The sequence below is a fragment of the Pseudomonas sp. HMSC057H01 genome, from assembly GCF_001836405.1.
GTDB classification, from domain to species: Bacteria; Pseudomonadota; Gammaproteobacteria; order Pseudomonadales; family Pseudomonadaceae; genus Pseudomonas; species Pseudomonas aeruginosa.
The window spans coordinates 1-23,636 of record NZ_KV828426.1; the positions used below are offsets into that span (position 1 = coordinate 1).

Below are 23,636 nucleotides of genomic sequence, written 5' to 3' on the forward strand. Positions count from 1 at the left end.
ATCGCACCGAGACCGTGGACAACAACGAGACCATCACCGTGCATGCCAACCGCAGCAAGACGGTCGACCGCAACGAGACGGTCAGGATCGGCATGAACAAGACGGAAACCATCCTCATGGCCTCGTTGCAGAACGTCGGCATGGGGCGCATGGAAAACGTCGGGCTCGGCTACAGCCTGAACGTCGGCATGATGATGAACACCGTGGTCGGGCTGAACCAGAGCACCCAGGTGATGAAGAAGAAGACCTTGTCGGTGGGCGATAGCTACGAAGTGAGCGTGGGCGGCAGCGACGATGGCTCTAAGATCACCCTGGACGGTCAGAGCATCACCCTCGGCAGCCAGCGCATCGAGCTGACCGCCGACCGCGAGATCCTCTTGCGCTGCGGCCAGAGCACGATCCGCCTGACGCCGGGGGAGATCGAGATCCTCTCGCCCAATGTCGATATCAACTGTTGAGCGGCGGGCGGATGTCCTGTCGCGGCTTTTCCCAAGGAAGGATGGATAGATGAGCGGCCTACCGGTTTCCCATGTCGGCGAGAAAGTCTCGGGAGGGGTTATCTCCACCGGCTCGCCCACCGTGCACGTCGGCAGCAGCGCGGTCGGCCTGGCCGACCGGGTGTCCGCCTGCGTGCCGTTGGTGGGCAAGCCGGTCAACCCGATGCTCGGCAGCAAGCTGCTGCCGGAAGAGGTCGATTTCGCCCTGGCGGCGCCGGACACCTTCACCTTCGCCCGTGGCTACCTGTCGAGCAACCCCCGTATCGGCCGGCTCGGCCGGGGCTGGTGGCTGCCGGGCGAGAGCATGCACCTGGAACTGAGCGAAGACGCCTGCGTGCTGGTCGACGCCCAGGGCCGCCGGATCGGCTTTCCTGCGCTGGCTCCCGGCGCCCAGCATTATTCCGGCAGCGAGGAGCTGTGGCTGCGCCGCGGCGGTTCGAGCGGCGGCGAAGCGCAGGCCTGGCGCGGGCGCTGGGCGGCGGTGCCGGCCGAACTGCAGACGCAGGAGGGCTCCGTGCTGGTGCTGTCCGGCCACAGCTACCTGCATTTCCAGCGTTGCCCCGACGGTATCTGGCGCCTGCAGGCCAGCTTCGGCCGCGCCGGCTACCGCACCGAGTTCCGCTGGAGCGGACGTGGCCTGCTCACCGGCGTGCGCGACAGCGCCGGGCGCAGCTATGCGCTGGTCTACCAGCAAGCCTGCGAGCCGAGCGAGGGCGACGACGGCCTGCGTCTGTTCGGCGTGATCCTGGCCAGCCACGACGGACCGCCTCCGGACTACATCGATCCGCAGAGCCCGGGGCTCGACTGGCTGGTGCGCTACCAGTTCAGCGACAGCGGCGATCTGATCGCCGTGCGCGACCGTCTTGGCCAGGTGGTCCGGGTATTCGCCTGGCGCGAGCACATGCTGGTCGCCCACGGCGAACCGGGCGGGCTGGAGGTTCGCTACGAGTGGGATGTCCATGCTCCGCACGGGCGGGTCGTGAAGCAGATCGAGGCGGGCGGCCTGACCCGTACCTTCCGCTACCTGCGCGATGCCACCGAGGTCAGCGACAGCCTCGGCCGCGTCGAACGCTACGAGTTCGCCGGCGAGGGCGGGCAGCGGCGCTGGACCGCGCTGGTCAGGGCCGACGGCAGCCGTAGCGAGTTCGACTACGACCTGTTCGGCCGCCTGGTCGCCATGCGCGATCCGCTGGGACGGGAGACGCGGCGCCGGCGCGATGGCCAGGGGCGGATGCTCGAGGAGGAGTCGCCGGGCAAGGCGCGCTATCGCAAGCGCGTCGACGAAGAGACCGGGCTGCTGGTCGAGCTGGAGGACGCGATGCAGCGCCGCTGGACCTTCGAGCGCGACGAACGGGGCAATGCGACGACGGTGCGCGGCCCGGCCGGCAGCACCCGCTACGCCTACGAAGACCCGCGCCTGCCCGACCGGCCGACGCGAATCGTCGACCCGCGCGGCGGCGAGCGGCGCCTGGAGTGGAACCGCTTCGGCCTGTTGGCCGCGTTGACCGATTGTTCCGGCCAGGTCTGGCGTTACGACTACGACAACGAAGGACGTTTGGTCGCCAGCAGCGACCCGCTGGGACAACTGACCCGGCGCCGCTACGACCCGCTGGGGCAACTGATCGGCCTGGAATTGGCCGACGGCAGCGCCCTGAGCTATGAATACGACGCCCTTGGGCGGCAGATCCGTATCGCCGATGCCAAGGGGCACGCCACGCTGTTTTCCTGGGGGCACGGCGATCTGCTGGCGCGGGTTTCCGACGCCGGCGGCGGCGAATTGTCCTACCTGCACGACGAAGCCGGCAGGCTGGTCGCCCTGACCAACGAGAACGGCGTCCAGGCGCAGTTCCGCTACGACCTGCTGGACCGTCTGGTGGAAGAGACCGGCTTCGACGGTCGTCGCCAACGCTATCGCTACAACGCCGCTGACGAACTGATCGCCCGCGAGGATGCCGACGGTCGCGAGACCACCTATGCCTACGACCGCGACGGCCGCCTGGCGAGCATCCGGGTTCCCGCCACCGAGCACGCACCGGCCCTGGTCGAGCGTTACCGCTGGTTGGCCGACGGCCGCCTGGCCAGCGCCGGCGGGGCGGATTGCGAGGTGCGCTACACGTACGACGAGGTCGGTAACCTGCGCCTGGAAAGCCAGGTACATGCCGACGGTTGGGTCTACAGCGTCGAGCACAGCCACGACGCGCTAGGCGTGCGCCAGACCAGCCGCTACGGCGACGCGCCGCCGGTCGCCTGGCTGACCTATGGCCCGGGTCATCTGCACGGCGCGCTGGTCGGTGCGGTCGAGCTGGCCTTCGAGCGCGATGCCCTGCACCGCGAGGTGCGTCGCGACGCCCGCCGCGACGGGCAGGATGACGCGTTGTTCACCCAGGAGCGCCAGCACGCGCCGCTGGGACGCCTGCAGCGCAGCCGCCTGCGTCTGGCCGGCGGTTTCGACTGGCAGCGCGGCTATCGCTACGACGGACTTGGACAACTGGTCGGCATCGACGACAACCAGTATCCGTCGGTGCGCTACGAATACGACCTCGGCGGTCGCCTGCTGGCCAGCCGGCGCGCTGGCGCGGCGGCCAGCACCTACCGCTACGACGCCGCCGGCAACCGCCTGGAGGGCGTCGGCGAGTACGCGCGCGAGGACGCTCGCCAGGCATTCGCCGAGAACGAACTGTACCGCTCCGGTTTCAGTCGCTCCGAGACGCGCGCGAGCCAGGCCGGCGAAGGCCCGGCGCGCTGGGCCGGCAACCGCGTGGAGAGGATCGCCGGCAACCGCTATCGCTTCGATGCGCTGGGCAACCTGGTCGAGCGTATCGGCGCCGACGGCGAGCGCCTGCGCCTGGCCTACGACGGCGCGCAGCGCCTGGTCCATCTGACGCGCGATTACGCCGACGGCACGCGGCTGGAGGCGCGCTACCGCTACGACGCGCTGTCGCGACGGATCGCCAAGGTGGTGCTGCGCGACGGTGTCGAGCAGCAGGTGCGCTTCGGCTGGGACGGCGATCGCCAATGCGCCGAAGCCTTTGCGCGGGAACTGCGCACCACCGTTCACGAACCGGGCGGTTTCGTCCCGTTGCTGCGCCTGGAGCAGGCCTGCGAGCCCGATCCCCCGGAGCTGCTGCAACTGCGCCAGGCGTTCGCCGCCGAAGGCCAGCCGCTGCCGGCGCAATGCGTGCCGGCGCTGGGCGAGGCGCGGATCGCTTTCTTCCACACCGATCACCTCGGTACCCCCCTGCAGCTGAGCGACGAACGTGGCCAACTGCGTTGGCAGGGCGTTCCGGACGACTGGCGGGCGGTAGCGCCGGAACGACAGCCGGGTGCGCAGCCGATCCGCTTCCAGGGGCAGTACCACGATGAGGAAAGCGGCCTCTACTACAACCGCTACCGTTACTACCTGCCGGAAGCCGGGCGCTATGCCAGCCAGGACCCGCTCGGCCTGGGCGGTGGCCCCAACCCCTATGCCTACGCGCTGAACGCGCCCACGCTGGCCTACGATCCCACCGGCCTGATCATCCCGCTGGTGGTGATCGGCGCCTTCGCCGCCCGCGCCGCGATCGGAGCGGCGCTGGGCGCCGGCATCGAGCTGGGGATGCAAACCGGCAAGCAGGTGCTGGGGCAGATGAAGGACAACTGGGACAGCGATCGCGACCTCACCGATATCAAGTGGAAGTGCATCGACATCAACTGGAAACACGTCGGCGCCTCGGCGGCCATCGGCACCGTGGCGCCGGGCATGCTCAGCACCGGCAAGACCGTGGTGCAGTCCGCCAAGGCGATCAGGACCCTTTCCGGACAGGCGGCCAACACCGCCAACCGCGCGGCCAAGCTGGCCGCGCGCAAGGCCGCCCATGCCGATACCATCAAGAAGGCCGTGGCCACCCAGGCCGCCTGGCAGACGGGCAAGCAGATCGTCAAATGCCCGCTGAAGGACGAAGAAGAGGAGTGCCCGCCGCAATGATCAAGCATTACCTGCTGATGACCCTCGTCTGCATACCGCTGGCGTTGCTCTACGTCTGCCTGGAATGGTTCTTCGGCAACACCTGGGTGACCGTCGGGGTGTTCTTCGGCGTGCTCGTCGTGCTGCGCCTCGGGCTCTACCTCTACCGCCGCTCGAAGGGCATCAGGGACGGCTACCTGGACGAGTGAGGCCGACCCGGCATCGCGGAGCATCGACCCATGCAGGGCCTCTTCGTCAATGGCTCCGCCAGTCTTCCGCCGCCGATGCTGTCGCGCAGGCGCTGCTGGCGGCGTTCGCCTGCTAACCTGGCGACCTGCCTGTCTTCTTTGCCAAGGTCCGAGGAACCGACCATGCACGACCTGCCTACCTACGACGATGTGATCGCCGCCGCCGCGCGGATCGCCGGGCATGCCAACCGCACGCCGGTGATGTCCTCGCGTACCCTCGACGAAGAACTCGGCGCGGAAGTCTTCTTCAAATGCGAAAACCTGCAGCGCATGGGAGCGTTCAAGTTCCGCGGCGCCTTCAACGCGCTGTCGCGGTTTTCCGCCGAGCAGCGTGCCGCCGGGGTGGTGGCGTTCTCCTCCGGCAACCACGCCCAGGCCATCGCCCTCTCGGCGCGCTTGCTGGGGATCCCGGCGACCATCGTGATGCCGGCCGACGCGCCGGCGGTGAAGATCGAGGCGACCCGTGGCTACGGCGGGCAGGTAGTGCTCTATGACCGCTATACGGAAGATCGCGAGCAGATCGGCCGCGACCTGGCGCAGCGCCATGGCCTGACCCTGATCCCGCCCTACGATCACCCCGACGTGCTGGCCGGGCAGGGCACCGCGGCCAAGGAACTGTTCGAAGAAGTCGGTCCGCTGGACGCCTTCTTCGCGCCCCTCGGCGGCGGCGGCTTGCTCTCCGGCTGCGCCCTGGCGATCCGCGCGCTGGCGCCGGCCTGCCGGATCTACGGGGTGGAGCCGGAGGCCGGCAACGATGGCCAGCGTTCGCTGCGCAGCGGCGCCATCGTGCATATCGATACGCCGCAGACCCTCGCCGATGGCGCCCAGACCCAGCATTTGGGCAATCTCACCTTCCCGCTGATCCAGCGCAACGTCGATGACATCCTCACCGCCAGCGACGCCGAACTGGTGGATGGCATGCGCTTCCTCGCCGCGCGGATGAAGCTGCTGGTCGAGCCCACCGGTTGCCTCGGCCTGGCCGCCGCCCGCCAGCGCAAGGACGAATTGCGCGGCAAGCGGGTCGGGATCCTGCTCAGCGGCGGTAACGTCGACCTGGCGCGTTTCTGCGCCTTGCTCGGCGGCTAGCCGGCCGCTAGAGGCCGAGTCCTTCGCTGGCTGCCCAGCGCGCCATCAGGCGGTTCGACGGCAGGCTTTCGTCGAGCAGCTTGCGCGCGCTTTCCACCCCCGCGACCGGCAGGCCCTGCGGGTCGAGCAGGCCGATCTGCACCAGCACGCCGGCCTGGTCCCAATAGATGTGCTCGTGGTAAAGGCGGTCGCCGCGAAAGCGCACCACGCCGAGCATGGGGATTTCCACGAAGCGCCCGGTGGGCGGGACGCCGGGCAGCAGCCAGTCGATCTCGCAGCTGTGGGTGAAGCGCATGACGAACTCGTCGACCACCTGCAGCGCCCCCACCGTCCGCGAAATCGGCGTGAGGGTCATGTCCGGCGGGTTGCCGTGGATGAAGTGATGGCGGTAGAAGCGGCTCAGTTCGCGCTGGCCGACGCCGCCGGTGAGGGTCGGGACATGGTTGACGTAGGGCTCGGCGACCATGGTCGCCATGGTCGCGGCGACGTCGCGGGTATCGAACTCGTGGCGCACATGCTCGTCCCACAGCGCGGAGAGGTCGAAGTTCGGCCCGATCTCCCGCTTCAGGGCGGCGATGCTGCGTTCGTGGGCCATCAGGTAGGCCGGTTTGTCGAAGTGCATGCCGCCGACGCGGGCGAAGGCGTGATCGACGCCGGGGTAGAGGTACAACTCGGTCTTGGGCAGGTTGCGCAGGCAGGGCAGGATCGCGTCGCGGGCCTGCTGCGGGCAGTAGGCGTCCTGTTCGGCGAAATGCAGCACCAGCCGGCCCTTGATCTGTTTCGCCTCGTCGAGCAGCGCCTCGATGCCCATGCCATAGTAGCCCACCGAGCAGGAGACGTCGGTGCGCGTCGCGGCGAGGTAGGCCAGCTTGCCGCCCATGCAGAAGCCGACGAAGCCGATCCCGGCGTGGACCACCTCCTCGCGTTGGCGCAGGTGCTCGATACAGGCGGCGATGTCGTCCACCGCGGCGTCCAGGTCGATGCGCTGGAACAGCTCGATGGCCTTGGCGAAGGCCGCTTCGTCGTAGCCCAGGTCGACCCCCGGCTGGAGCCGCCAGAACAGGTCGGGGACCAGGGCCACGTAGCCCTCTTCGGCGTACAGGTCGGCCACCGCGCGCATGTTCGCGTTGACGCCGAAGATTTCCTGACCGATCACCACGCCCGGCCCCTTGCCGCTGGCGGGGAGCGCGAGATACGCGTCGAACCGGCCGCTGCCGTCGGACGCGGCGATGCTGACGTACTGTCCCATGCCTGGATTCCTCATCGGGTTGTTGTTGGAGTGGGAAAACGGGAAAGCGAAGCGAACCAGCCTAGTAGGAACCGGCCGGCGGGTCATTGGCTATCCGCATGCTGGCGGGAGGGTATCCGGATTGTCCGGGAGCGAGGGGCGGGAGGCGGCGCGATCCTCGGCGAGCCGCTCGCGGATACCGCTCAGTCCCGCTGGCGCTGCCAGGGCGGGCCCGCGGCGAACCGCGCTTCCACCCATTGGCGGAACGCGCTGGCCGCCGCCGTGGCGTAGCGCGCCGAGGGGCGCACCAGGTAGACGCCGGCGTCGGCGTCCAGTTGCCACTCCGGCAGCACCCGTACCAGCCTGCCGGCTTCGAGGTCGCGGCTCATCAGCCACTCGCCGGCGGCGAAGATGCCCAGGCCCTGGCGTGCGGCGCAGAGCAGGGCCTCGTTGTCGTTGCTGACCATCGAGCCGCGTACCCGCACGGGCTGCTGTTCGTCCTGGCGGGTCAGCTTCCATTCCGGGTACGAGTGCAGTCCGCTGAAGCCGAGGCAATTGTGTGCCGCCAGGTCGGCCGGGATACGCGGTACCCCATGCCGCTCCAGGTAGTCGGGAGCGGCGCCGAGGATGCGCCGGTGGGCGCACAGCCGCCTGGCCACCAGGCGGCTGTCGGCCAGTTCGCCGACCCGGATCGCGAGGTCGAAGCCTTCCGCGATGATGTCGACGAAGCGCTCCGAATAGTCGGTTTCCAGCACCACCTGCGGATGCGCCAGGGCGAACTCCGCCAGCAGCGGACCGAGCCAGAGCCGGCCCATCGCCGATGGCAGGGCGATGCGCAGGCGTCCGCGCAGTTGCGCGGCGCCCAGGCTGGCTTCGTGCTCGGCCTCGTCGAGCAGGTCGACGGCCTGGCGGAAGCGGCTCGCCAGGCGCTCGCCTTCATCGGTGAAGCGCAGTTGCCGGGTGGTGCGTTCGACCAGGCGGATGCCGAGGCGGCGCTCCAGTGCGCCGAGCCGCTTCGAGAGCACCGAGGGATGTCGTTGCAGGGCGCGGCCGGCGGCGGCGAACGAACCGTGCTCGGCCAGGGCCAGGAGCGTGGCGACTTCATCGGCCTGCCGGCTGTCGAACGGTTGCATGCATGCGCCTCTTGCGGGTGGGTCAGGGCAAGAGTACCAGCGCGCCTTGCGAGCGTCCCTCCAGCAGATCGGTATGCGCCACGGCCGCCTCGGCCAGCGGGTAGCGCCGCCAGACCCGGGGCTGGATGACACCGTCTGCATGGGCGCGCAGCACAGCCTGCGCGCGTAGCCGGTATTCTTCCGGGTTGGCGGTGTGGGCGGCGAGCGAGGGACGGGTGAGGAACAGCGAACCCTTGGCGTTGAGGGTGGCGACTTCGACGGCTGGCGGCACGCCGGAGGTAGCGCCGAAGGACACCAGCAGGCCGCGCGGACGCAAGCTGTCCAGGGACGCCTCGAAGGTAGCGCGACCGATGGGGTCGTAGACCACATCGACCTTGCGCCCGGCGGTCAGCTCGGCGACCTGGGCGGCGAGACTGGCCGCGTCGAACACCAGCACCTCGTCGCAGCCGGCAGCCCTGGCCCGCTCGACGCTTTCCGCCTTCGACACCACGCCGATCACCCAGGCGCCCAGGTGCCGGGCCCAGGCCGCCATCAACTGGCCGACGGCGCCCGCCGCGCCGTACAGCAGGATGCGTGTGCCGGGCCCGACGGGGTAGGTGGCGTGCAGCAGGTAGTGCGCGGTGATGCCCTTGAACAGCAGCGCCGCCGCGTCCTCGAAAGCGAGTGTGTCGGGCAGCTTCAGCAAGCGCTCGGCGGGGTAGAGCCGGGCGCTGGCATAGGCGCCCAGCGGGCCGGTGGCATAGGCGACGCGGTCGCCCGGCGCCAGTCCGGAGACTCCCGGACCCAGAGCGGCGACCACTCCGGCGCCTTCCAGGCCGAGGCCGGACGGCAGCGGAATCGGTACCGCTCCCGAGCGCTGGCCGAGGTCCAGCGGATTGACGCCGATGGCGGCCTGCTCCAGCCAGACCTCGCCGGGGCCCGGTTGCTGCGCCTGGACTTGCTCCAGGCGCAGGACCTCGGGGCCTCCGTTTGCGTTGAGGGTGATGCGACTGGGCATGGCGGTCTCCTTGGCTGCGTTCGTCGTTCCGGCAGTCTAATGAAGCATCCGGGGATGACCAGGTAGGTTCTTTGCAGTTGATTGCTGCACCGCATGCAGTAGTGAGACGGTGCTCCAAGGTGACCGAAAGTCGTGTTTCCGTATCAACAGGATTCGCCTAGTGTAAGGCGGCAGCCTGGACGGCCATGGTCCCTGTGGTCGCCGGGATCATTTCGGGAGAGTCCCATGACGGCACCTTTCAAGGATCATTTCTCCACCGGTTCGGCGAACTACGCAGCACATCGTCCGACCTACCCGGCGCGGCTGGTCGACGAGCTGGCCGCGCTCTGCCCCGGCACCCGCCTGGCCCTGGACTGCGGCTGCGGCACCGGACAGCTCACGGTGCTGTTGGCCGAGCGTTTCGAACGGGTGGTCGGTACCGACGCCAGCGCCGCGCAGATCGACAAGGCGCAGGCTCGCGAGCGGGTCGAGTATCGCGTGTCCCTGGCCGAGGACAGCGGGCTGGCGGCGGCCAGCGCCGACCTGGTGACGGTCGCCCAGGCCGCCCACTGGCTGGACCTGCCGCGCTTCTACGAGGAAGTCCGGCGTGTGGCCCGCGCGGACGCCATCCTGGCTCTGGTTACCTATGGCGTATTGCATGTCGACGGACCCATGGAACCGCTGGTCCAGCACTTCTACCACCAGGTCGTCGGCCCCTACTGGCCTGCCGAGCGGCGCCACGTGGAGGAGGGCTATCGCAATCTGCCGTTCCCCTTCGAGGAGCGCCGCCTGCCGGACCTGGCTATCGAGGTGGCCTGGACCCTGGACGAACTGCTGGGCTATGTCGGTACCTGGTCGGCGGTGAAGGAGGCCGGCAAGGCCCTTGGCCAGGATCCGGGCGCCGCGTTCGTCGATGAGCTGCGCGAAGCCTGGGGCGACCCGCAGACGCGCTATCGGGTCAGTTGGCCGCTGACGGTGCGCGCCGGGGTGATCCGCTGAGCCATCGGACGCAATCCGAAACTCAACCATGACGGCGGGGAGAGCGCCGATCGCGTCCGCCTGCCGTCTACGCAGGTCGCTGCAACCCCCTTGGCAGCCGCGGCGTCGCTTGAGCGCGGGCACAGGGGGCAGGTGGTGCGCCGAGTCGTATTCGTCGAACTCGCCATGCCGCCCCAGGGCGGGTCGGCGTGCAGGTTGCCAGTCCCTGGCGTACGGGGCGCTCAGTGCGTGCTTTCGTTTCACTGAGCCAGGTTTTCCAGCGCTATGAAGAAATCGCCCCGATTGCAGGATGAGTCTTGCTTTCGTCCCGGTTTCACTGCCGCTGGCTGCTGAATCGAGGGTGCACTCCGCGCAGTCCGGCCCCACACCTTGAGAGTCGTTGCCATTGCCGGGGTTACCCACGTGCTTTCCAGCAGGTACGGAGCCGATGGGAGATCGAGTTGGCGAGAGTGCCGGCTTGCTCCGGCCTTCTGAAGACTCTTCTTGAATCAGAAAAACCTTACGCCAGAAGTAGTGGGGGCTGATGGCCCTGCTCGCTTCGATCCTTCATGGTTAGCGGGTTCTGTTCTTCTTCGCCGTGGAGAGTTTTTCTGTGAGTGGTTCCCTCTTGGTACCGGCCAGTCTCGCCAGTCGCATCAGGCTCCTGCTGGTCATGACCCGGCGCGAGGTCGAACTGCGTTATCGCGACGCCATGTTGGGCCGCATCTGGATCATCGTCTCGCCGTTCCTGCTCTTGCTGATCTATACGTTTGTCTTCGGCTTTGTGCTGAAGTCGCGCTGGGGTGGAAGCCAGAGCACGCTTTCCTTCGCCTTGACCCTGTTTTCCGGACTCCTGCTGAACGGGATCCTCGCTGAAAGCCTGTCCAGGGCCCCGACTATCATCCAGGCCAACGCCAACTACGTGAAGAAGCTGGTTTTTCCCCTGGAGATACTCCCCCTCACACCGCTGCTGGCCGCATTCTTCAACGCCATGCTCGGCTACCTGGTGCTCTGTATCTTTCTTCTCTTCAGCGGCGTCGAGCCGGGCTGGCAACTGGTTCTGCTACCGCTTGCCCTGCTCCCCTTCCTGCTCTGCGTGACGGGGCTGGCGTGGTTCCTCGCGGGGCTCGGGGTCTATGTTCGCGACATAGGGCAGTTCGTCCAGTTTCTCCTGGTGCTTCTGCTATTCATCAGCCCGGTGTTCTATCCGCTGTCATCCTTGCCACCGGTAATGCAGCCCTACCTGTACCTCAATCCGCTGACGATCCCGGTGGAAATGGTCAGGGCGATCCTTTTCGATGCTCCCTATCCGACCCTTGAGGTCTTCAGCGTTTATTGCGTTGCGTCGCTGCTGGTCTGTTCATCGGGCTTCCTCTGGTTCCGTCGGGTACAGGAAGGTTTTGCAGATGTCCTCTGAGGCCGTTTCCCCGGGCCCGCAGGTGACGGCCGAGTGGATACCGCTGGGGCAGCGTTTGCTCGAACGCGGGTTGGTGAGCGGCCAGGAACTCGAGCGGGCGCTCGACCTGCAACGCCGGCTTGGCGGCCGCCTGGGAGGTATTCTCGTGCGTTCCGGAGCCATCTCGGAAAATACCCTCATGCAGGTGCTGGCGGAGCAACTGCGGTTGCCGCTGGTGGGGGACGACCTGCGGAAGCCGAGCGAAGAGTCCATCGCCGCATTCCTGCTCAGCACCCCGATCAATACCGACTGGTTCGTCGAAGAGCAACTGGTGGTCTGGGAGGAGGGCGAGCAACTGCTGTTCGCGGCGCGTGATCCGTTATCTCCTTCGATACGCGAAACCCTGGGCTATTTCTATCCGGAGCGCTCGATTCAAGCAGTGCTGTGCCGCTCCCAGGATCTGGACGGCTGGTTGGAGCATTCCCTGGACCTGGCCCGGCAAGGTGCGGATCGGCACGCCTACGGCAGCGAAGACATCCGCTACCTGCGGGAGCTGGCGGAGGAGGCGCCGGTAGTCGAACTCGTCAACAACGTGATGAGCCAGGCCATGGAAAAGCGCTCTTCGGATATTCACATCGAACCCCGGGAGTTCGACTTCCGTATCCGCTTCCGCGTCGACGGCGTCCTGCACGACCAACTGAGCCTTCCCCGCGAGCGATTCGCGGCGGTTGTCTCGCGGATCAAGCTGATCTCCGCCATCGACATCGCGGAGCGACGGTTGCCGCAGGATGGACGCATGAGCATCCGGGTCAGCGGTACGGAGCTCGACGTGCGGGTCTCCACCTTGCCAGGGGTGCATGGCGAATCGGTGGTCATGCGCCTGTTGCCGAAGGAGCGCGAGGGGTTGCGCCTGGACCGGCTCGGGATGCTCCCGGACCACTTGCGGAGGATGCGTGCATGGGTAGCGGAACCCCACGGCATCATCCTGGTGACCGGCCCCACCGGATCGGGCAAGTCCACCACGCTCTATGGCGCGCTGGAGGAAATCAATGATGGCGTGCGCAAGCTCATCAGCGTGGAAGATCCCGTGGAGTACCAGGTGCCCAACATCACCCAGGTCCAGGTCCATGCCGACATCGGCCTGACCTTCGCTGCCGCCTTGCGCTCGATCCTGCGGCAGGATCCCGATGTGATCATGATCGGGGAGATACGCGACCTGGAGACGGCGGAGATCGCCGTACAGTCCTCGCTCACCGGTCACCTGGTGCTTTCGACCCTGCATACCAACGATGCGGTGAGTGCCTTCACGCGCTTGATCGACATGGGCGTGGAACCCTTCCTGGTGGCTTCGCCGGTGCGCGGTGTCCAGGCCCAGCGACTGGTGCGCAGGTTGTGCGCCCACTGCGCGGAACCTTGCGAGCCAACCCTTGCTGCGGCCGATCTGGCAGCGACCGAGGCGGCCACCGCGCGGCTGTTCCCGGGGCAGGCAGCGCAATGGCGCGTGGCGCGAGGCTGCGGCCGCTGCGAAGGTACCGGCTACAGCGGCCGTGTGGGCATCTACGAACTCGTCGATCTGTCTTCCGAGATGCGCGACCTGATCGTGCAGAGAGCTTCCCTCGAACAGATGCATCGGCTTGCCGCCAGCCAGGGACAGCGCAATCTGCGTGAAGATGGCTTGATCAAGGCCTGGTTGGGTATGACCAGTCTTGACGAGGTGCATCGCGTGACCAGCGGCTAAGTCCATGAATTTCATCTACCAAGCCGTCGATCGCAAGGGCAGGCGCGTTCGTGGCGAACTCTGCCTCCCCACGCGCCAGGATGCGCTGCGGCAGTTGCAGCGCCAGGGGCTCACCCCGCTCAGCCTGGAGGTGAAACGCCGCAACCTGGGCTCGCGACGTCGGCTCAAGGCCGAGGAATTGAACATGGCCATCCACGAGCTGGCCACCATGCTCGCGGCGGGAGTGAGCATGGCCGACGCGGTGGAGGCCCAGGAGCGAGGCGCGCGCCACCCGAAGTTGATTTCCGCCCTGCAGGCGATGGCCAATGGTCTGCGCCAGGGGCAGTCCTTTCCCGTGGTGCTGGAGAGCGCCGGCCTCGACCTGCCGCGCTATGTATATCAACTGGTGGCGGCCGGCGAGATGACCGGAAACCTCGCAGGAGCCCTGAGGGACTGTGCCACGCAGATGGAATACGAACGGCGAACCCGCGCCGAGTTGCAAGGGGCGCTGATCTACCCTGCGATTCTGGTGCTCAGCGGGGTGCTCGCCGTGGCGACCCTGTTCGTCTTCGTCGTTCCGAAATTCGCCAATCTCCTGAACGAGACCGCCCAGCTTCCGTGGCTTGCCTGGGCAGTGCTGAGCATCGGGGTATGGAGCAACGAGAGTTCCGGCTTGCTGGCGTTCGCCGTCCTGCTGCTTGCTGGCGGCATTGCCGTGGCGCTGCGCAATCCGGCGCTCCGCGCCCATGCGCTCGACCAGTTGGTGCGCCTGCCCGTAGTCGGGGAATGGTTGATGCAGGCGGAAATAGCGCAATGGTCGAAGGTGCTTGGAACCCTGCTGGGAAATCGTGTGCCGCTGGTGGAGGCCCTGGCGCTTTCCGCCGCTGGCGTCCGCATTGCCCGGCAGCGCCGGACCCTGGAGCGAGTCACCCAGGATGTGCGGGCCGGCATCGCCTTGTCGGCAGCGTTGGAGGAGCGCCAGGCGGTCACGTCCATCGGTTCGAGCCTGGTGCGGGTTGGAGAGGCCTCCGGGCAGCTCGCGGAGATGCTGCAGAGCCTGGCGACGCTCTATGGAGAGGCCGGGCAGGCGCGAATGAAAAAGGCCCTGGTGCTGATCGAGCCTCTGGCGATCCTGCTGATCGGCTCTGTGTTCGGCCTGATCATTACCGGCGTGGTACTGGCGATTACCAGCGCCAACGACATGGTGCTTTGAATGCCGGGTATCGATGCCGCGGCTGGTTGGATGAGACGTGAAGTGGAAACCGTATGAACAGAGCTGCACAACAGGGCTTCACCCTGCTCGAGATGATTGTGGTGTTGGTGATTATCGGCATGCTGATGGGGCTCGTCGGGCCGCGACTGTTCAGTCAGGCCGACAAGGCGAAGGCGCAGACGGCGGATACCCAGGTGAAGATGCTCAAGGGCGCGTTGCTCACCATGCGCCTGGACATCGGCCGGCTGCCGACCGAAGAAGAAGGCCTGGCGCTACTCAACACGCCGCCTTCCGATGAACGTCTCGGGGCCTTCTGGCACGGGCCCTACCTCGAGGGCGGCGTACCGCTGGACCCCTGGAACCGGCCTTACCTGTACAGCGACAGGCCGAGTGCCGAACAACCCTTCACTCTCTACAGCCAGGGCGCGGATGGGCAGCCCGGTGGGAAAGGCCTGGATGCCGATGTCGGTTACGCGCCCAAACGTTGACCAGGCCGCGTTCACCTTGCTCGAACTGCTGGTGGTGCTGGTGATCGTCGGGGCCATTGCTGCGGTGGCGTTGCCCGGCCTGGTGAGGATGCAGGAGACCTGGGCGCGCAGGACCGCGCTGGACGATCTGTTCAATCAATTGCAGACCCTGGGCTATCGCGTGCGCAGCGACGGGCGGGAGCTGCTCATTGATGAGAGCGGGGCGGTTCCCGAGCAGTTGCTGCGACTGCCCGATGGCTGGACGGTTACTGCTCGGCCGCCGATACGTTACATGGCAAACGGAGTTTGCCTGGGCGGAAAGTTGCAGGTCCATCATGGGCGCGCGACACATACGCTGCTGCTTCAGCCCCCCCTCTGCGCGCCCGGGACGATCCGCTGATGCCGGCGCGGCAGGAAGGCTTCACGCTCCTGGAGGCGGTGGTTGCGCTGACGCTCCTGGCAGTGGTCGGCGGTGCGCTATTCGCCTGGCTCAACAGTGCCTTTCGGAGCATGCAGCGGGTCGAGGCGGCCGAGCTGCGCATCGAGACGGCCCGGGTGGCGATGGCCTATCTGGAGCGCATGAACCCTGCGCTCGAACCCGCAGGCAGGGTCCGGCTGGGGCACTACCGGCTGGAGTGGCGAAGTTCGCCGCTGTCCGCATCGAAAGCGGCGGTGGGCCGCCATAGCGGCAGTCCGGGCATCTACGACGTGACCTTGTTCAGGGTCGTCGCCAGCATCCAGGCCGGCGATGGAACGCCGCAGGCGCTGCAACTGGAGCTTCCCGGTTACGTGGTCATCCCAGCGCGACTGGGTGATGGACCATGATCCGCTCGCGACGAAAACAGGATGCATTCACCCTGCTCGAGATGATCGTGGTGCTGCTGGTCGTTTCCTTCATCGGCACGTTGCTCATGCAAGGGTTGAGCTATGCCAGCAAGGCCAACCAGTCCTTGCACCAGAACCTGGGGCGCGGACAGGTCCGGGCGCTGACCTTCGATTGGTTCCGTGATGCGGTGGAGAACCTGGTCGCTCCCGAGGCTGGCGAGGTCCGCTGGCGTCTGCGAGGGGACGAACTCAGTTTCGAGGCCATGTCTGCCGCGGCCCTGGATCGCCGTGCGGGCATCCCGACGCCCTTGGCCTTCCGGCTCGAGCGGCGGGCAGGAGAGGACAGGACCGAGTTGATCTATGTGCGAAGGCTGGAGGACAGTCGCTGGCCCCTCCTGCATCTGCGCGGCGAAGCTCGCTTCCGCTATCTGGACGGTCACGGCCAGTGGCACCGGGACTGGCCGCCGAGCGCGCAACTGGCCGATACCCTTCCCGAGGCGATGGCACTGACGGCTCCCGAGGAGCGCCTGTTTGTCCTTGTCGCGGTCGCGCTGCCCAGAGCGAGGCCCGCCGAACATGATTTCTGATGGCGCATGCCGACATGCGGCGTCTGCCCGCTCGTCTGGCTTCGTTCTGGTCGGAGTGGTCTGGTTCCTGGCCATCATGACCCTGCTGGCCAGTGCCGCTGTACTCTGGGTCGGGCGCTCGCTGGATGCCACGGAAAACCGGCGCAAGGCGCTGCTTCGTGAGCTGGAGGAGCATGCCTTGCTGGCGCGGGTCCAATGGCTGGTGGCTACCCAGCGCTATACCGTCGCGGGCCTGAGCGTACCGGGAAATGCTGGCGCCGCGCCGAGCAAGGTGGACATGGACACTTCGATCCTGCCCATTGGCGGGGAGCTGCCTCTGGATGGCCGGGAGTTCTGCATGGCCAATGGCTGGTGCATTGCGCTGCTCGATCGCTCCGCGCGCCTCAGTCTTTCCGGCATCGATCCGCGGGTACTGTCCAGGCTGCTGGCGGGGTTGGGGGTTCCCGCCGAGCAGGTGCAGGTCATGGTCGCCCAATGGTTCAGCTATCTCTATCCCGGCGCCGCTCCACGACTGGGTAGCGCCGCGCAAGCCAGCGACAGGTCCTCTCCGGGCCAGGCCCGGCGCCGTCCGTTGCGCTCGGTGATGGAAGTCTTCCGGCTGGAGGCCTGGCGCCCCTGGGAAGCGCATTTGCTCGACGCCGGTTGGCGCGATCTGGTTGCGGCGGACGAGGCGGCGCTGAACATCAACACCGCGGATGCCCGAATCCTGTCTCTTGCCTGGGGATTACCGGAGGACGCTGTCGGCCGACTGCTGCAAGCCCGCTGGCAGCGTCCGTTCACCCGGATGTCGGACCTGCATGACGTCCTCGGGGGTCATGCGAGGCTGGTTCCCGAGGATGGATGGGCGCGCCTGGCCAGTCCGGTCCTGTCGATTCGGCTCTACCCGCCAGGAGCCGAGCAGGGGACGGAATACGAGGTCCGCTTCAACTCAGAGCACCGCCTGCTGCCACCCTGGCAGCTTCTCTCGAAGAGGTCCGTGAAGATAAATGATCGCTACTCGAATCCTCCGCTGCATCCCGATATCGCCCCCGGGGTTCTTGCCGCCCCGCTTGTGGCAAGGCCGTGGTAAGGATGGCCGGGCGCAGCTTGAGTGGGTACGTAGAGGTACAGGGTTGGCGCGGCGCGCCCCAGCGCAGTGGATCGTGGATCGGGCGTGGTGTGTCTATCGCTGTCTCGATCTCAATCATGTGCCGCGCTCTGACCGGTATCAGGCACTGGCGTTGAAGCTTGCCGCCCTGGCGCCTTTTCGCCGCGCAGGCCATTACGTAGCCTGGCGGGGTGGCCATGCTCTGGTCTGGTTCTGGGATGAGGAGGTCCGGGAGGCCGTTGCCGAAGACTGCGTCGACCAACCTCGGCGTTATCGCTGTATCCCCGAATCCCTCCTGCAGGCTCCCCCTCGGTCGGTCGCGGAAGGCGAGACGGTTCGGCTGCTTCGGGTTCGCTCCGGGCTGGATCTGCAGGTCTGGAGAGATGACTGCCTTGTCCTGAGCCATTTCTTTCCCAGCCCACCCCAGCCAGAACAATGGGTTCGGTTGCTCCGGGGGCTGGCGGGAATACGCATTCCGGAGAGCCTGGTTGCCGAGCCTGGGGAAGCGCTGGGCCGTCCCTGGGCCGTTCCGGCGGCGGAAGCAACGCTGCTGCGATGGGAGCGTTGGTTGCCGCATGGGCTCATAGCCACCCTGTTGCTGGGATGCGGATTCAATCTGGGGGAAGGTTTGTCCTGGTGGTGGGCCGAGCGTGCGCTGCGAACGCAGTACGACCAGCTGAGCGGCCAGGTCTCGCCGATCCTCAGCGCACGCAACCAGGCCTTGCAGACCAATCGGATGGCCACGGAGCTGGGGCGCGCTTTGCAGCATCGCTCGCAGGTGGCGCTGCTGGGACAGGTAGCGGAACTGTTGCCGAAGGACAGTCGGTTGCTCGCCTGGCGCTATCGAGGCTCCGAGCTGGAGTTGCGGATTGGCACCGACAGTGTCGACCCGCGTCTCTATGTGAGGCGTTTCATGGAGTCGGGGAGTTTCGAAGATGTCAGGGTGGAACCTTCGCAGAGCGAGGGGCTATCGCTGAGCCTGGTCCTGCGTACGCCGGGGGAGGGTGCCTGATGTCGGACTTCCAGCGATCACTGCAGTTCCAGGGGCGGAACCTGCAACGACAATGGCAGGAAAAACCACTCTTGCGCATGGCCATCTGGAGCCTGTGCCTGCTGCTGGTTGTGCATCTGGTCATGCTCAGCATGGATTGGAGGGAGGAACGAGGGGAGGAATATCGTCGTCTGGCCGGGGAATGGCTCAAGCTCCAGGACGTTTCCCGGCAGACCGCCTGGCCGGAGCGGGCGATGCAGGCGGAGCAGGTACTGAACCTTCAGCGAGAGCGCTTCTGGCAGGCGCCGAATGCGTCGCAGGCGAGGGCCGATGTGCAGGCCTGGCTGACCGAGCGGGTTCGCCTGGCGGGCGTCCCTGACGCGGAAGTGAGCGTACTGCTTCCTCGCGGCTTCGAGAAGCAAGGGACGATCGCGCGTATCGAGGCCCAGGTTCGCGGGCAGTTGCAGCCAGCCTCGTTCAGTCGGTTGTTGCAGGATATAGAAGCGGAGCAGCGGCAAGTATCGGTGGAGTTTCTGGAACTGAACAATATGTCGTCGCCCATGCTCAATCTACAATTGTCGTTCCTGTTCGTAGCGGCCTATTGAAGCGGATGCGGATCGGGCAGCACCCGTTTGCTGGAAGAGTTCGGCGGAGGGCGGTGCCCTTCGATGGAGCGAGTTGCCGCCAGGCGGCCGGGAAACCGAATCCGCTCGGGACGCCTGCGATTCGGCTCTCCGGCCCGCCATTGTCGCATTCGCGCAGCGAAGAACGGCCAGTCTGGTCCGGCCTGTAAACAAGTGCAAAATTTTACTTCATGGTCGGCTTGGCACTCCGAGCCGGCTCGTCCATGCTGGAGCACAACTTTCCCATGGATACCATTGCCATGAAGTTCCTGCTGCCCCTGCTGCTGTTATTCCCGCTTTCCGCTCTCGCCGACGACAAGGACTACGACCAATGCATACTCGACTACCAACGCACGGCGAAGAGCGGGGTGGCGGTTCACTTCATCACCCAGGCCTGCGACAAGTTGTATAACGACGGCTCCTTCCTGCTGTCGCGGGAAAAGGCTTATTACGAGTGTCTGCTGGAGAACCTGCCGGGGGTGGAGAACAACCTGGCGGCGCAGAAGATCAGGAGCGCTTGCGAATCGAAGTCGCAGAATTGATCTGGCGAGGAGGGGAGCGAAAGTAGCCAGTGGGGTTTCCGACGGCATCGGCAGGATGCCGTCGGGAAAACCGGCTTAGCGTTGCAGCCAGGATTCGACGGTTTCGGAACCGTACTGTTCTTTCCAGGCTTTCAGAACCTTGTGGTTGCCGCCCTTGGTTTCGACGACTTCACCGTTGTTCGGGTTCTTGTAGACTTTCAGGGCGCGGGCACGGCGCTGCGGAGCGGCGCTGACGGTGACCGGAGCCTTGGGGTCGAGGATGGCGATGATGTTGTGCAGGGTCATGCCGTACTTGTCCATCAACGCCTGCAACTTGTCCTTGAATTCCAGTTCCTGCTTCAGGCTGCTGTCGCTTTTCAGCTTTTCCAGCAGGGCCAGTTGCTCCTGAAGTTTGCGCTCTGCCTCGCGGAACTCGGCAAGTTTGGACATTCGTTTCACTCCCGTTCTAAAAATATGGTGCTGGGTTTTGGTGCATTTATAGTGGCTTTACGGACTTTCCGTGTCCGCGGCAAAGGATAAGTCTTTATCTACTGGAAGAACAATATAGTTGCACGGTTTTATTGACTAACGGACTGTGGGGACAGCTTGCCGGATGTTTCCCGGAAGAATATGAAACCTTTATGTCCGTGGGGATAATGCTTCGTACAACCCATGGGAGAGAGATGGCAGAACGGGCCCGTTGTGTGGAAGCCCGTTTTAGAGCAGATGGCGAAGCGCCAGGGGAGAGTCGGGCGAATCAATCGCCCCGATATTCGCAACCGCTGGTGCAAGTTTCGTGGACGCGGACCTTGGAGAGTTCCGGCAACAGCGGCTTGAGTTGTTGCCAGATCCAGCGGCAGAGGTTTTCGCTGGTGGGGTTTTCCAAGCCTGGAATATCGTTCAGATAATTGTGGTCGAGTTGCTCGTAGATCGGCTTGAAGATCGCCTTGATTTCCGCGAAGTCGCGGATCCAGCCGGTATGCGGATCGACCTCGCCTTCGATGTGGATGGCGACACGGAACGAGTGGCCGTGCAGGCGCCCGCATTTGTGGCCTTCGGGGACGTGGGGCAGGCGATGGGCGGATTCGAAGGTGAATTCTTTGAAGAGTTCCACTGTAGTGCGCTCTGGATCGGGGTTATCGGACAACCGGAATGGGGGCGCCATGGTAGCAGGTTTGCGCGCCGGACCCGGTCTGCTCCGACCGGGCGGTCGTTCACCTGAGTTGCAGGCGGCGCGCCAGGCGCGCCAGGTTGGCGCGATCCAGGCCCAGCTCGCGTGCAGCCGAGGCCCAGCTTCCCTGGTGACGGGCCAGGCAGTCCTGGATCAGGTGGCGTTGGTAGGCGTCGGTGGCCGCGCGCAACGAGTGACCGGTCGTTGGCGCGGCGGGCGCGGGCTCGACCACGCTGCGAGGTGGCGCGGGGGTTTCCGCGGGCAGGTCGAGATCCTGCCGATGCAGGGTGACGATCCGCGACCGCTCCGGATTGTGGCCGAGGGCCTTGAGCGAGGCGCGGCCGACCAGGTGCTCGAGTTCGCGCACGTTGCCCGGCCAGCGATAGTCGAGGAGCGCGGCCTGGGCCTCGTGGTCCAGGCGCAGGCTGCGCAGTCCCAGGCGCGGTCGGTTTTCCTCGAGGAAGTAGCCGGCCAGCAGGAGGATATCGCGGCCGCGCTCGCGCAGCGGCGGCACGCGCAAGGGATAGACGCTGAGGCGATGGTAGAGATCGGCGCGGAAGCGCCCGGCACGTACTTCCTCGGCCAGGTCGCGGTTGGTGGCTGCGATCAGGCGTACGTCGACGCGGTGCTCGCGATCGGAGCCGACCCGCTGCAACTGCCCGCTCTGCAGCACGCGGAGCAGCTTGGCCTGCACCGCCAGCGGCAACTCGCCGACCTCGTCGAGGAACAGGCTGCCGCCGTCGGCCAGTTCGAACTTGCCGCGCCGTTCGTTGACCGCGCCGGAGAAGGCGCCGCGCACATGGCCGAACAATTCGCTTTCCACCAGGGTCTCGGGCAGCGCGGCGCAGTTGAGACTGATCATCGGCTTGCCGCTGCGCATGGAATGCCGGTGGATGGATTGCGCCACCAGTTCCTTGCCGACCCCGGTCTCGCCGGTGATCAGTACGCTCAGGTCGCTGTTGGCGACCAGGCGGATTTCTTCCAGCAGCGCCTTGTGCGCGGCGCTCTGGCCGATCATTTCCCGTGGCCGCTCGCCAGCGGCTTCGAGATAGGCCTCGGCGCGCTGGTGCTCGTCCTCGGCGCGGCGGGTCAGGTCGCGCATCCGCTCGCTGGCCTTGACCGTGGCGGCGGCGAGGCTGGCGAAGGCCTCCAGGGTATCCAGGTCGGCGCTGGCGAAGCGCGACGGATCGAGGGTATCCAGGGTCAGCAAGCCCCAGGGCTGGTCGTCGAGGTACAGCGGACAGCCCAGGCAATCATGGATTTCCAGGTGGCCGTGGAGGCCTTCCACCAGACCGTCGTAGGGATCGGGCAGGCCGCAGTCGGCGGGGAAGCGGGTCGGCCCGCGGCGCTCCAGGAGAGCCTCGAGGCGCGGATGTTCGCCGACCCGGAAGCGCCGGCCGAGGGTGTCCGGGCTGAGGCCGTCCACCGCCAGCGGGATCAGGTATTCGCCGTCCAGGCGCAGCAGCGCGGTGGCGTCGCAGGGCAGCAGGTCGCGCAGGGCCTGGAGCAGGCGGCGGTAGCGTTCGTCTTCCGGCAGGTCGCGGGACAGGTCGGCAACCAGCGGGATCAGGGTGGCAAGCAAGGGATTGGTGGTCATTTCGACCTCTTTGCAGTCCTAATGACTCTGAATGGTTGCAGTCATTATGACCTATGCCGGCCTGCAAGGCCCGTGAATTCTGGTAGTTTGCCTTGGCACGCTTCCTGAAATGCTTCGAGGTGAAACAAAACCTTGCATGCGTCAGGAGTCATCTATGTTGTCCAATGCCCAACGTGCCCTCATCAAAGCCACCGTACCGCTGCTGGAGACCGGCGGTGAAGCGCTGATCACCCATTTCTACCGCACCATGCTCGGCGAGTACCCCGAGGTTCGCCCGCTGTTCAACCAGGCCCACCAGGCCAGCGGCGACCAGCCGCGGGCGCTGGCCAATGGCGTGCTGATGTACGCCAGGCACATCGACCAGTTGCAGGAACTCGGCCCGCTGGTGGCCAAGGTGGTGAACAAGCATGTCTCCCTGCAGGTGTTGCCCGAACACTATCCGATCGTCGGCACTTGCCTGTTGCGGGCGATCCGCGAGGTCCTCGGCGAACAGATCGCCACCGACGAAGTCCTCGAAGCCTGGGGCGCGGCCTACCAGCAACTGGCCGACCTGCTGATCGAGGCCGAGGAGTCGGTGTATGCCGCCAGCGCCCAGGCCGATGGCGGCTGGCGCGGCGTGCGGCGCTTTCACGTGGCACGCAAGCAGGCGGAGAGCGAGGAAATCACCTCGTTCTACCTGGAGCCGGTGGACGGCCAGCCGCTGCTGGCGTTCCAGCCGGGACAGTACATCGGCCTGCGGCTGGACATCGACGGCGAGGAAGTGCGCCGCAACTATTCGCTTTCCGCTGCCAGCAACGGCCGCGAATACCGCATCAGCGTCAAGCGCGAGGCGGGTGGACGGGTCTCCAATCACCTGCATGACCGGGTCGCCGAGGGCGACGAGCTGGATCTGTTTCCGCCGGCTGGCGATTTCGTCCTGCGTGACAGCGACAAGCCGCTGGTGCTGATCACCGCCGGCGTCGGCATCACCCCGGCCCTGGCCATGTTGCAGGAAGCGCTGCCGCAGGCGCGGCCGATCCGCTTCATCCATTGCGCCCGGCATGGCGGCGTGCATGCCTTCCGCGACTGGATCGAAGATGTGTCGGCGCAGCACGAGCAGGTCGAGCACTTCTTCTGCTACAGCGAACCGCGCGTCGGCGACAGTCCCGACGCCGAGGGAGTGCTGAGCCGCGAGAAACTGGCCGACTGGTTGCCGCAGGAGCGCGACCTGGACGCCTACTTCCTCGGACCCCGGCCTTTCATGGCGCAGGTCAAGCGCCACCTGGCCGACCTCGGCGTACCCTCGCAGCAATGCCACTACGAGTTCTTCGGTCCGGCCGCCGCGCTGGACGCCTGAAGCGACGGGCCGGCGC

The 23,636-nt window shown here is 66.3% G+C and carries 22 protein-coding genes and 1 pseudogene; 17 read left to right on the forward strand and 6 right to left on the reverse strand.

Going from position 1 to position 23,636, the window contains the following annotated elements; all coding sequences use genetic code 11:
• From HMPREF2581_RS08405 to HMPREF2581_RS08420, 4 genes and pseudogenes are all read left to right on the forward strand, one after another.
• Nucleotides 1-458, forward strand: a pseudogene (locus HMPREF2581_RS08405) (type VI secretion system tip protein VgrG); the annotation flags it as partial.
• 49 nt (nucleotides 459-507) lie between these two features.
• Nucleotides 508-4,461: a type VI secretion system effector Tse5 gene (gene tse5 / locus HMPREF2581_RS08410; RefSeq protein WP_003138894.1), complete on the forward strand. Its 3,954-nt coding sequence runs from the start codon at nucleotides 508-510 to the stop codon at nucleotides 4,459-4,461.
• Nucleotides 4,458-4,649 (forward strand): hypothetical protein, encoded by a 192-nt coding sequence (locus HMPREF2581_RS08415; protein ID WP_003090543.1) that lies wholly within the window; start codon nucleotides 4,458-4,460, stop codon nucleotides 4,647-4,649. Before tse5 ends, HMPREF2581_RS08415 begins: the two co-directional genes overlap by 4 nt.
• 162 nt (nucleotides 4,650-4,811) lie before the next feature.
• Nucleotides 4,812-5,774: a threo-3-hydroxy-L-aspartate ammonia-lyase gene (locus HMPREF2581_RS08420; RefSeq protein WP_003090528.1), complete on the forward strand. Its 963-nt coding sequence runs from the start codon at nucleotides 4,812-4,814 to the stop codon at nucleotides 5,772-5,774.
• Nucleotides 5,775-5,781: 7 nt separating this feature from the next.
• Here HMPREF2581_RS08420 and HMPREF2581_RS08425 read toward each other — a convergent pair whose 3' ends face one another.
• From HMPREF2581_RS08425 to HMPREF2581_RS08435, 3 genes are all read right to left on the reverse strand, one after another.
• Nucleotides 5,782-7,023 (reverse strand): dienelactone hydrolase family protein, encoded by a 1,242-nt coding sequence (locus HMPREF2581_RS08425; protein ID WP_003113399.1) that lies wholly within the window; start codon nucleotides 7,021-7,023, stop codon nucleotides 5,782-5,784.
• 182 nt (nucleotides 7,024-7,205) lie between these two features.
• Nucleotides 7,206-8,135, reverse strand: coding sequence for a LysR family transcriptional regulator (locus HMPREF2581_RS08430; protein WP_003090525.1), 930 nt, complete (start codon nucleotides 8,133-8,135; stop codon nucleotides 7,206-7,208).
• Nucleotides 8,136-8,157: 22 nt separating this feature from the next.
• On the reverse strand, nucleotides 8,158-9,132 hold the full coding sequence (locus HMPREF2581_RS08435; protein ID WP_003110096.1) for a quinone oxidoreductase family protein: 975 nt from the start codon (nucleotides 9,130-9,132) through the stop codon (nucleotides 8,158-8,160).
• Between the two features lie 225 nt (nucleotides 9,133-9,357).
• On the opposite strand from HMPREF2581_RS08435, the gene HMPREF2581_RS08440 reads away from it, so the two are divergent.
• The 12 genes from HMPREF2581_RS08440 to HMPREF2581_RS08495 all read left to right on the forward strand — a co-directional run bounded on the left by HMPREF2581_RS08440 (nucleotide 9,358) and on the right by HMPREF2581_RS08495 (nucleotide 19,537).
• Complete coding sequence (locus HMPREF2581_RS08440) at nucleotides 9,358-10,110, forward strand: class I SAM-dependent methyltransferase (protein WP_003138896.1); 753 nt, start codon at nucleotides 9,358-9,360, stop codon at nucleotides 10,108-10,110.
• A gap of 592 nt (nucleotides 10,111-10,702) precedes the next feature.
• Nucleotides 10,703-11,506 (forward strand): ABC transporter permease, encoded by an 804-nt coding sequence (locus tag HMPREF2581_RS08445; RefSeq protein WP_003131067.1) that lies wholly within the window; start codon nucleotides 10,703-10,705, stop codon nucleotides 11,504-11,506.
• Nucleotides 11,496-13,223 (forward strand): GspE/PulE family protein, encoded by a 1,728-nt coding sequence (locus HMPREF2581_RS08450; protein ID WP_003090521.1) that lies wholly within the window; start codon nucleotides 11,496-11,498, stop codon nucleotides 13,221-13,223. Before HMPREF2581_RS08445 ends, HMPREF2581_RS08450 begins: the two co-directional genes overlap by 11 nt.
• Nucleotides 13,224-13,227: 4 nt before the next feature.
• Nucleotides 13,228-14,415 carry a type II secretion system F family protein gene (locus HMPREF2581_RS08455; protein ID WP_003138899.1) on the forward strand — a complete coding sequence of 396 codons (1,188 nt, stop codon included), beginning with the start codon at nucleotides 13,228-13,230 and terminating at the stop codon, nucleotides 14,413-14,415.
• 53 nt (nucleotides 14,416-14,468) lie between these two features.
• Nucleotides 14,469-14,903, forward strand: coding sequence for a type II secretion system major pseudopilin GspG (gene gspG, locus HMPREF2581_RS08460; RefSeq protein ID WP_003090519.1), 435 nt, complete (start codon nucleotides 14,469-14,471; stop codon nucleotides 14,901-14,903).
• Complete coding sequence (locus tag HMPREF2581_RS08465; protein ID WP_003110088.1) at nucleotides 14,872-15,282, forward strand: prepilin-type N-terminal cleavage/methylation domain-containing protein; 411 nt, start codon at nucleotides 14,872-14,874, stop codon at nucleotides 15,280-15,282. Before gspG ends, HMPREF2581_RS08465 begins: the two co-directional genes overlap by 32 nt.
• A complete protein-coding gene (locus tag HMPREF2581_RS08470; RefSeq protein ID WP_003138901.1) occupies nucleotides 15,282-15,707 on the forward strand; it encodes a PulJ/GspJ family protein in 426 nt (141 codons plus the stop codon). The genes HMPREF2581_RS08465 and HMPREF2581_RS08470 overlap by 1 nt, the downstream gene beginning before the upstream one ends.
• Nucleotides 15,704-16,294, forward strand: coding sequence for a PulJ/GspJ family protein (locus HMPREF2581_RS08475; RefSeq protein ID WP_003138903.1), 591 nt, complete (start codon nucleotides 15,704-15,706; stop codon nucleotides 16,292-16,294). Before HMPREF2581_RS08470 ends, HMPREF2581_RS08475 begins: the two co-directional genes overlap by 4 nt.
• A complete protein-coding gene (locus HMPREF2581_RS08480) occupies nucleotides 16,284-17,363 on the forward strand; it encodes a type II secretion system minor pseudopilin (RefSeq protein ID WP_003138906.1) in 1,080 nt (359 codons plus the stop codon). The genes HMPREF2581_RS08475 and HMPREF2581_RS08480 overlap by 11 nt, the downstream gene beginning before the upstream one ends.
• A 646-nt stretch (nucleotides 17,364-18,009) precedes the next feature.
• Entirely contained in the window at nucleotides 18,010-18,393 is a 384-nt protein-coding gene (locus tag HMPREF2581_RS33295; protein ID WP_003162130.1) for a hypothetical protein, read from the forward strand.
• On the forward strand, nucleotides 18,393-18,977 hold the full coding sequence (locus HMPREF2581_RS08490) for a GspMb/PilO family protein (protein WP_003138910.1): 585 nt from the start codon (nucleotides 18,393-18,395) through the stop codon (nucleotides 18,975-18,977). Before HMPREF2581_RS33295 ends, HMPREF2581_RS08490 begins: the two co-directional genes overlap by 1 nt.
• A gap of 263 nt (nucleotides 18,978-19,240) precedes the next feature.
• Nucleotides 19,241-19,537 carry a VF_A0006 family four-cysteine protein gene (locus HMPREF2581_RS08495; protein WP_003097713.1) on the forward strand — a complete coding sequence of 99 codons (297 nt, stop codon included), beginning with the start codon at nucleotides 19,241-19,243 and terminating at the stop codon, nucleotides 19,535-19,537.
• A gap of 75 nt (nucleotides 19,538-19,612) precedes the next feature.
• Here the strand turns inward: HMPREF2581_RS08495 and mvaU are convergent, their stop codons facing one another.
• The 3 genes from mvaU to norR form a co-directional block, all read right to left on the reverse strand.
• Nucleotides 19,613-19,966, reverse strand: coding sequence for a histone-like nucleoid-structuring protein MvaU (gene mvaU, locus HMPREF2581_RS08500; RefSeq protein ID WP_003090506.1), 354 nt, complete (start codon nucleotides 19,964-19,966; stop codon nucleotides 19,613-19,615).
• Between the two features lie 307 nt (nucleotides 19,967-20,273).
• Complete coding sequence (queD, locus tag HMPREF2581_RS08505) at nucleotides 20,274-20,630, reverse strand: 6-carboxytetrahydropterin synthase QueD (RefSeq protein WP_003090505.1); 357 nt, start codon at nucleotides 20,628-20,630, stop codon at nucleotides 20,274-20,276.
• Between the two features lie 100 nt (nucleotides 20,631-20,730).
• Nucleotides 20,731-22,284, reverse strand: coding sequence for a nitric oxide reductase transcriptional regulator NorR (gene norR / locus HMPREF2581_RS08510; protein ID WP_003090504.1), 1,554 nt, complete (start codon nucleotides 22,282-22,284; stop codon nucleotides 20,731-20,733).
• A 154-nt stretch (nucleotides 22,285-22,438) separates the two neighbouring features.
• Between norR and hmpA the strand changes: the two genes are divergently transcribed.
• Nucleotides 22,439-23,620, forward strand: a complete 1,182-nt coding sequence (hmpA, locus tag HMPREF2581_RS08515) for an NO-inducible flavohemoprotein (RefSeq protein WP_003138913.1) — start codon at nucleotides 22,439-22,441, stop codon at nucleotides 23,618-23,620.
• The last annotated feature ends 16 nt before the right edge of the window (nucleotides 23,621-23,636 follow it).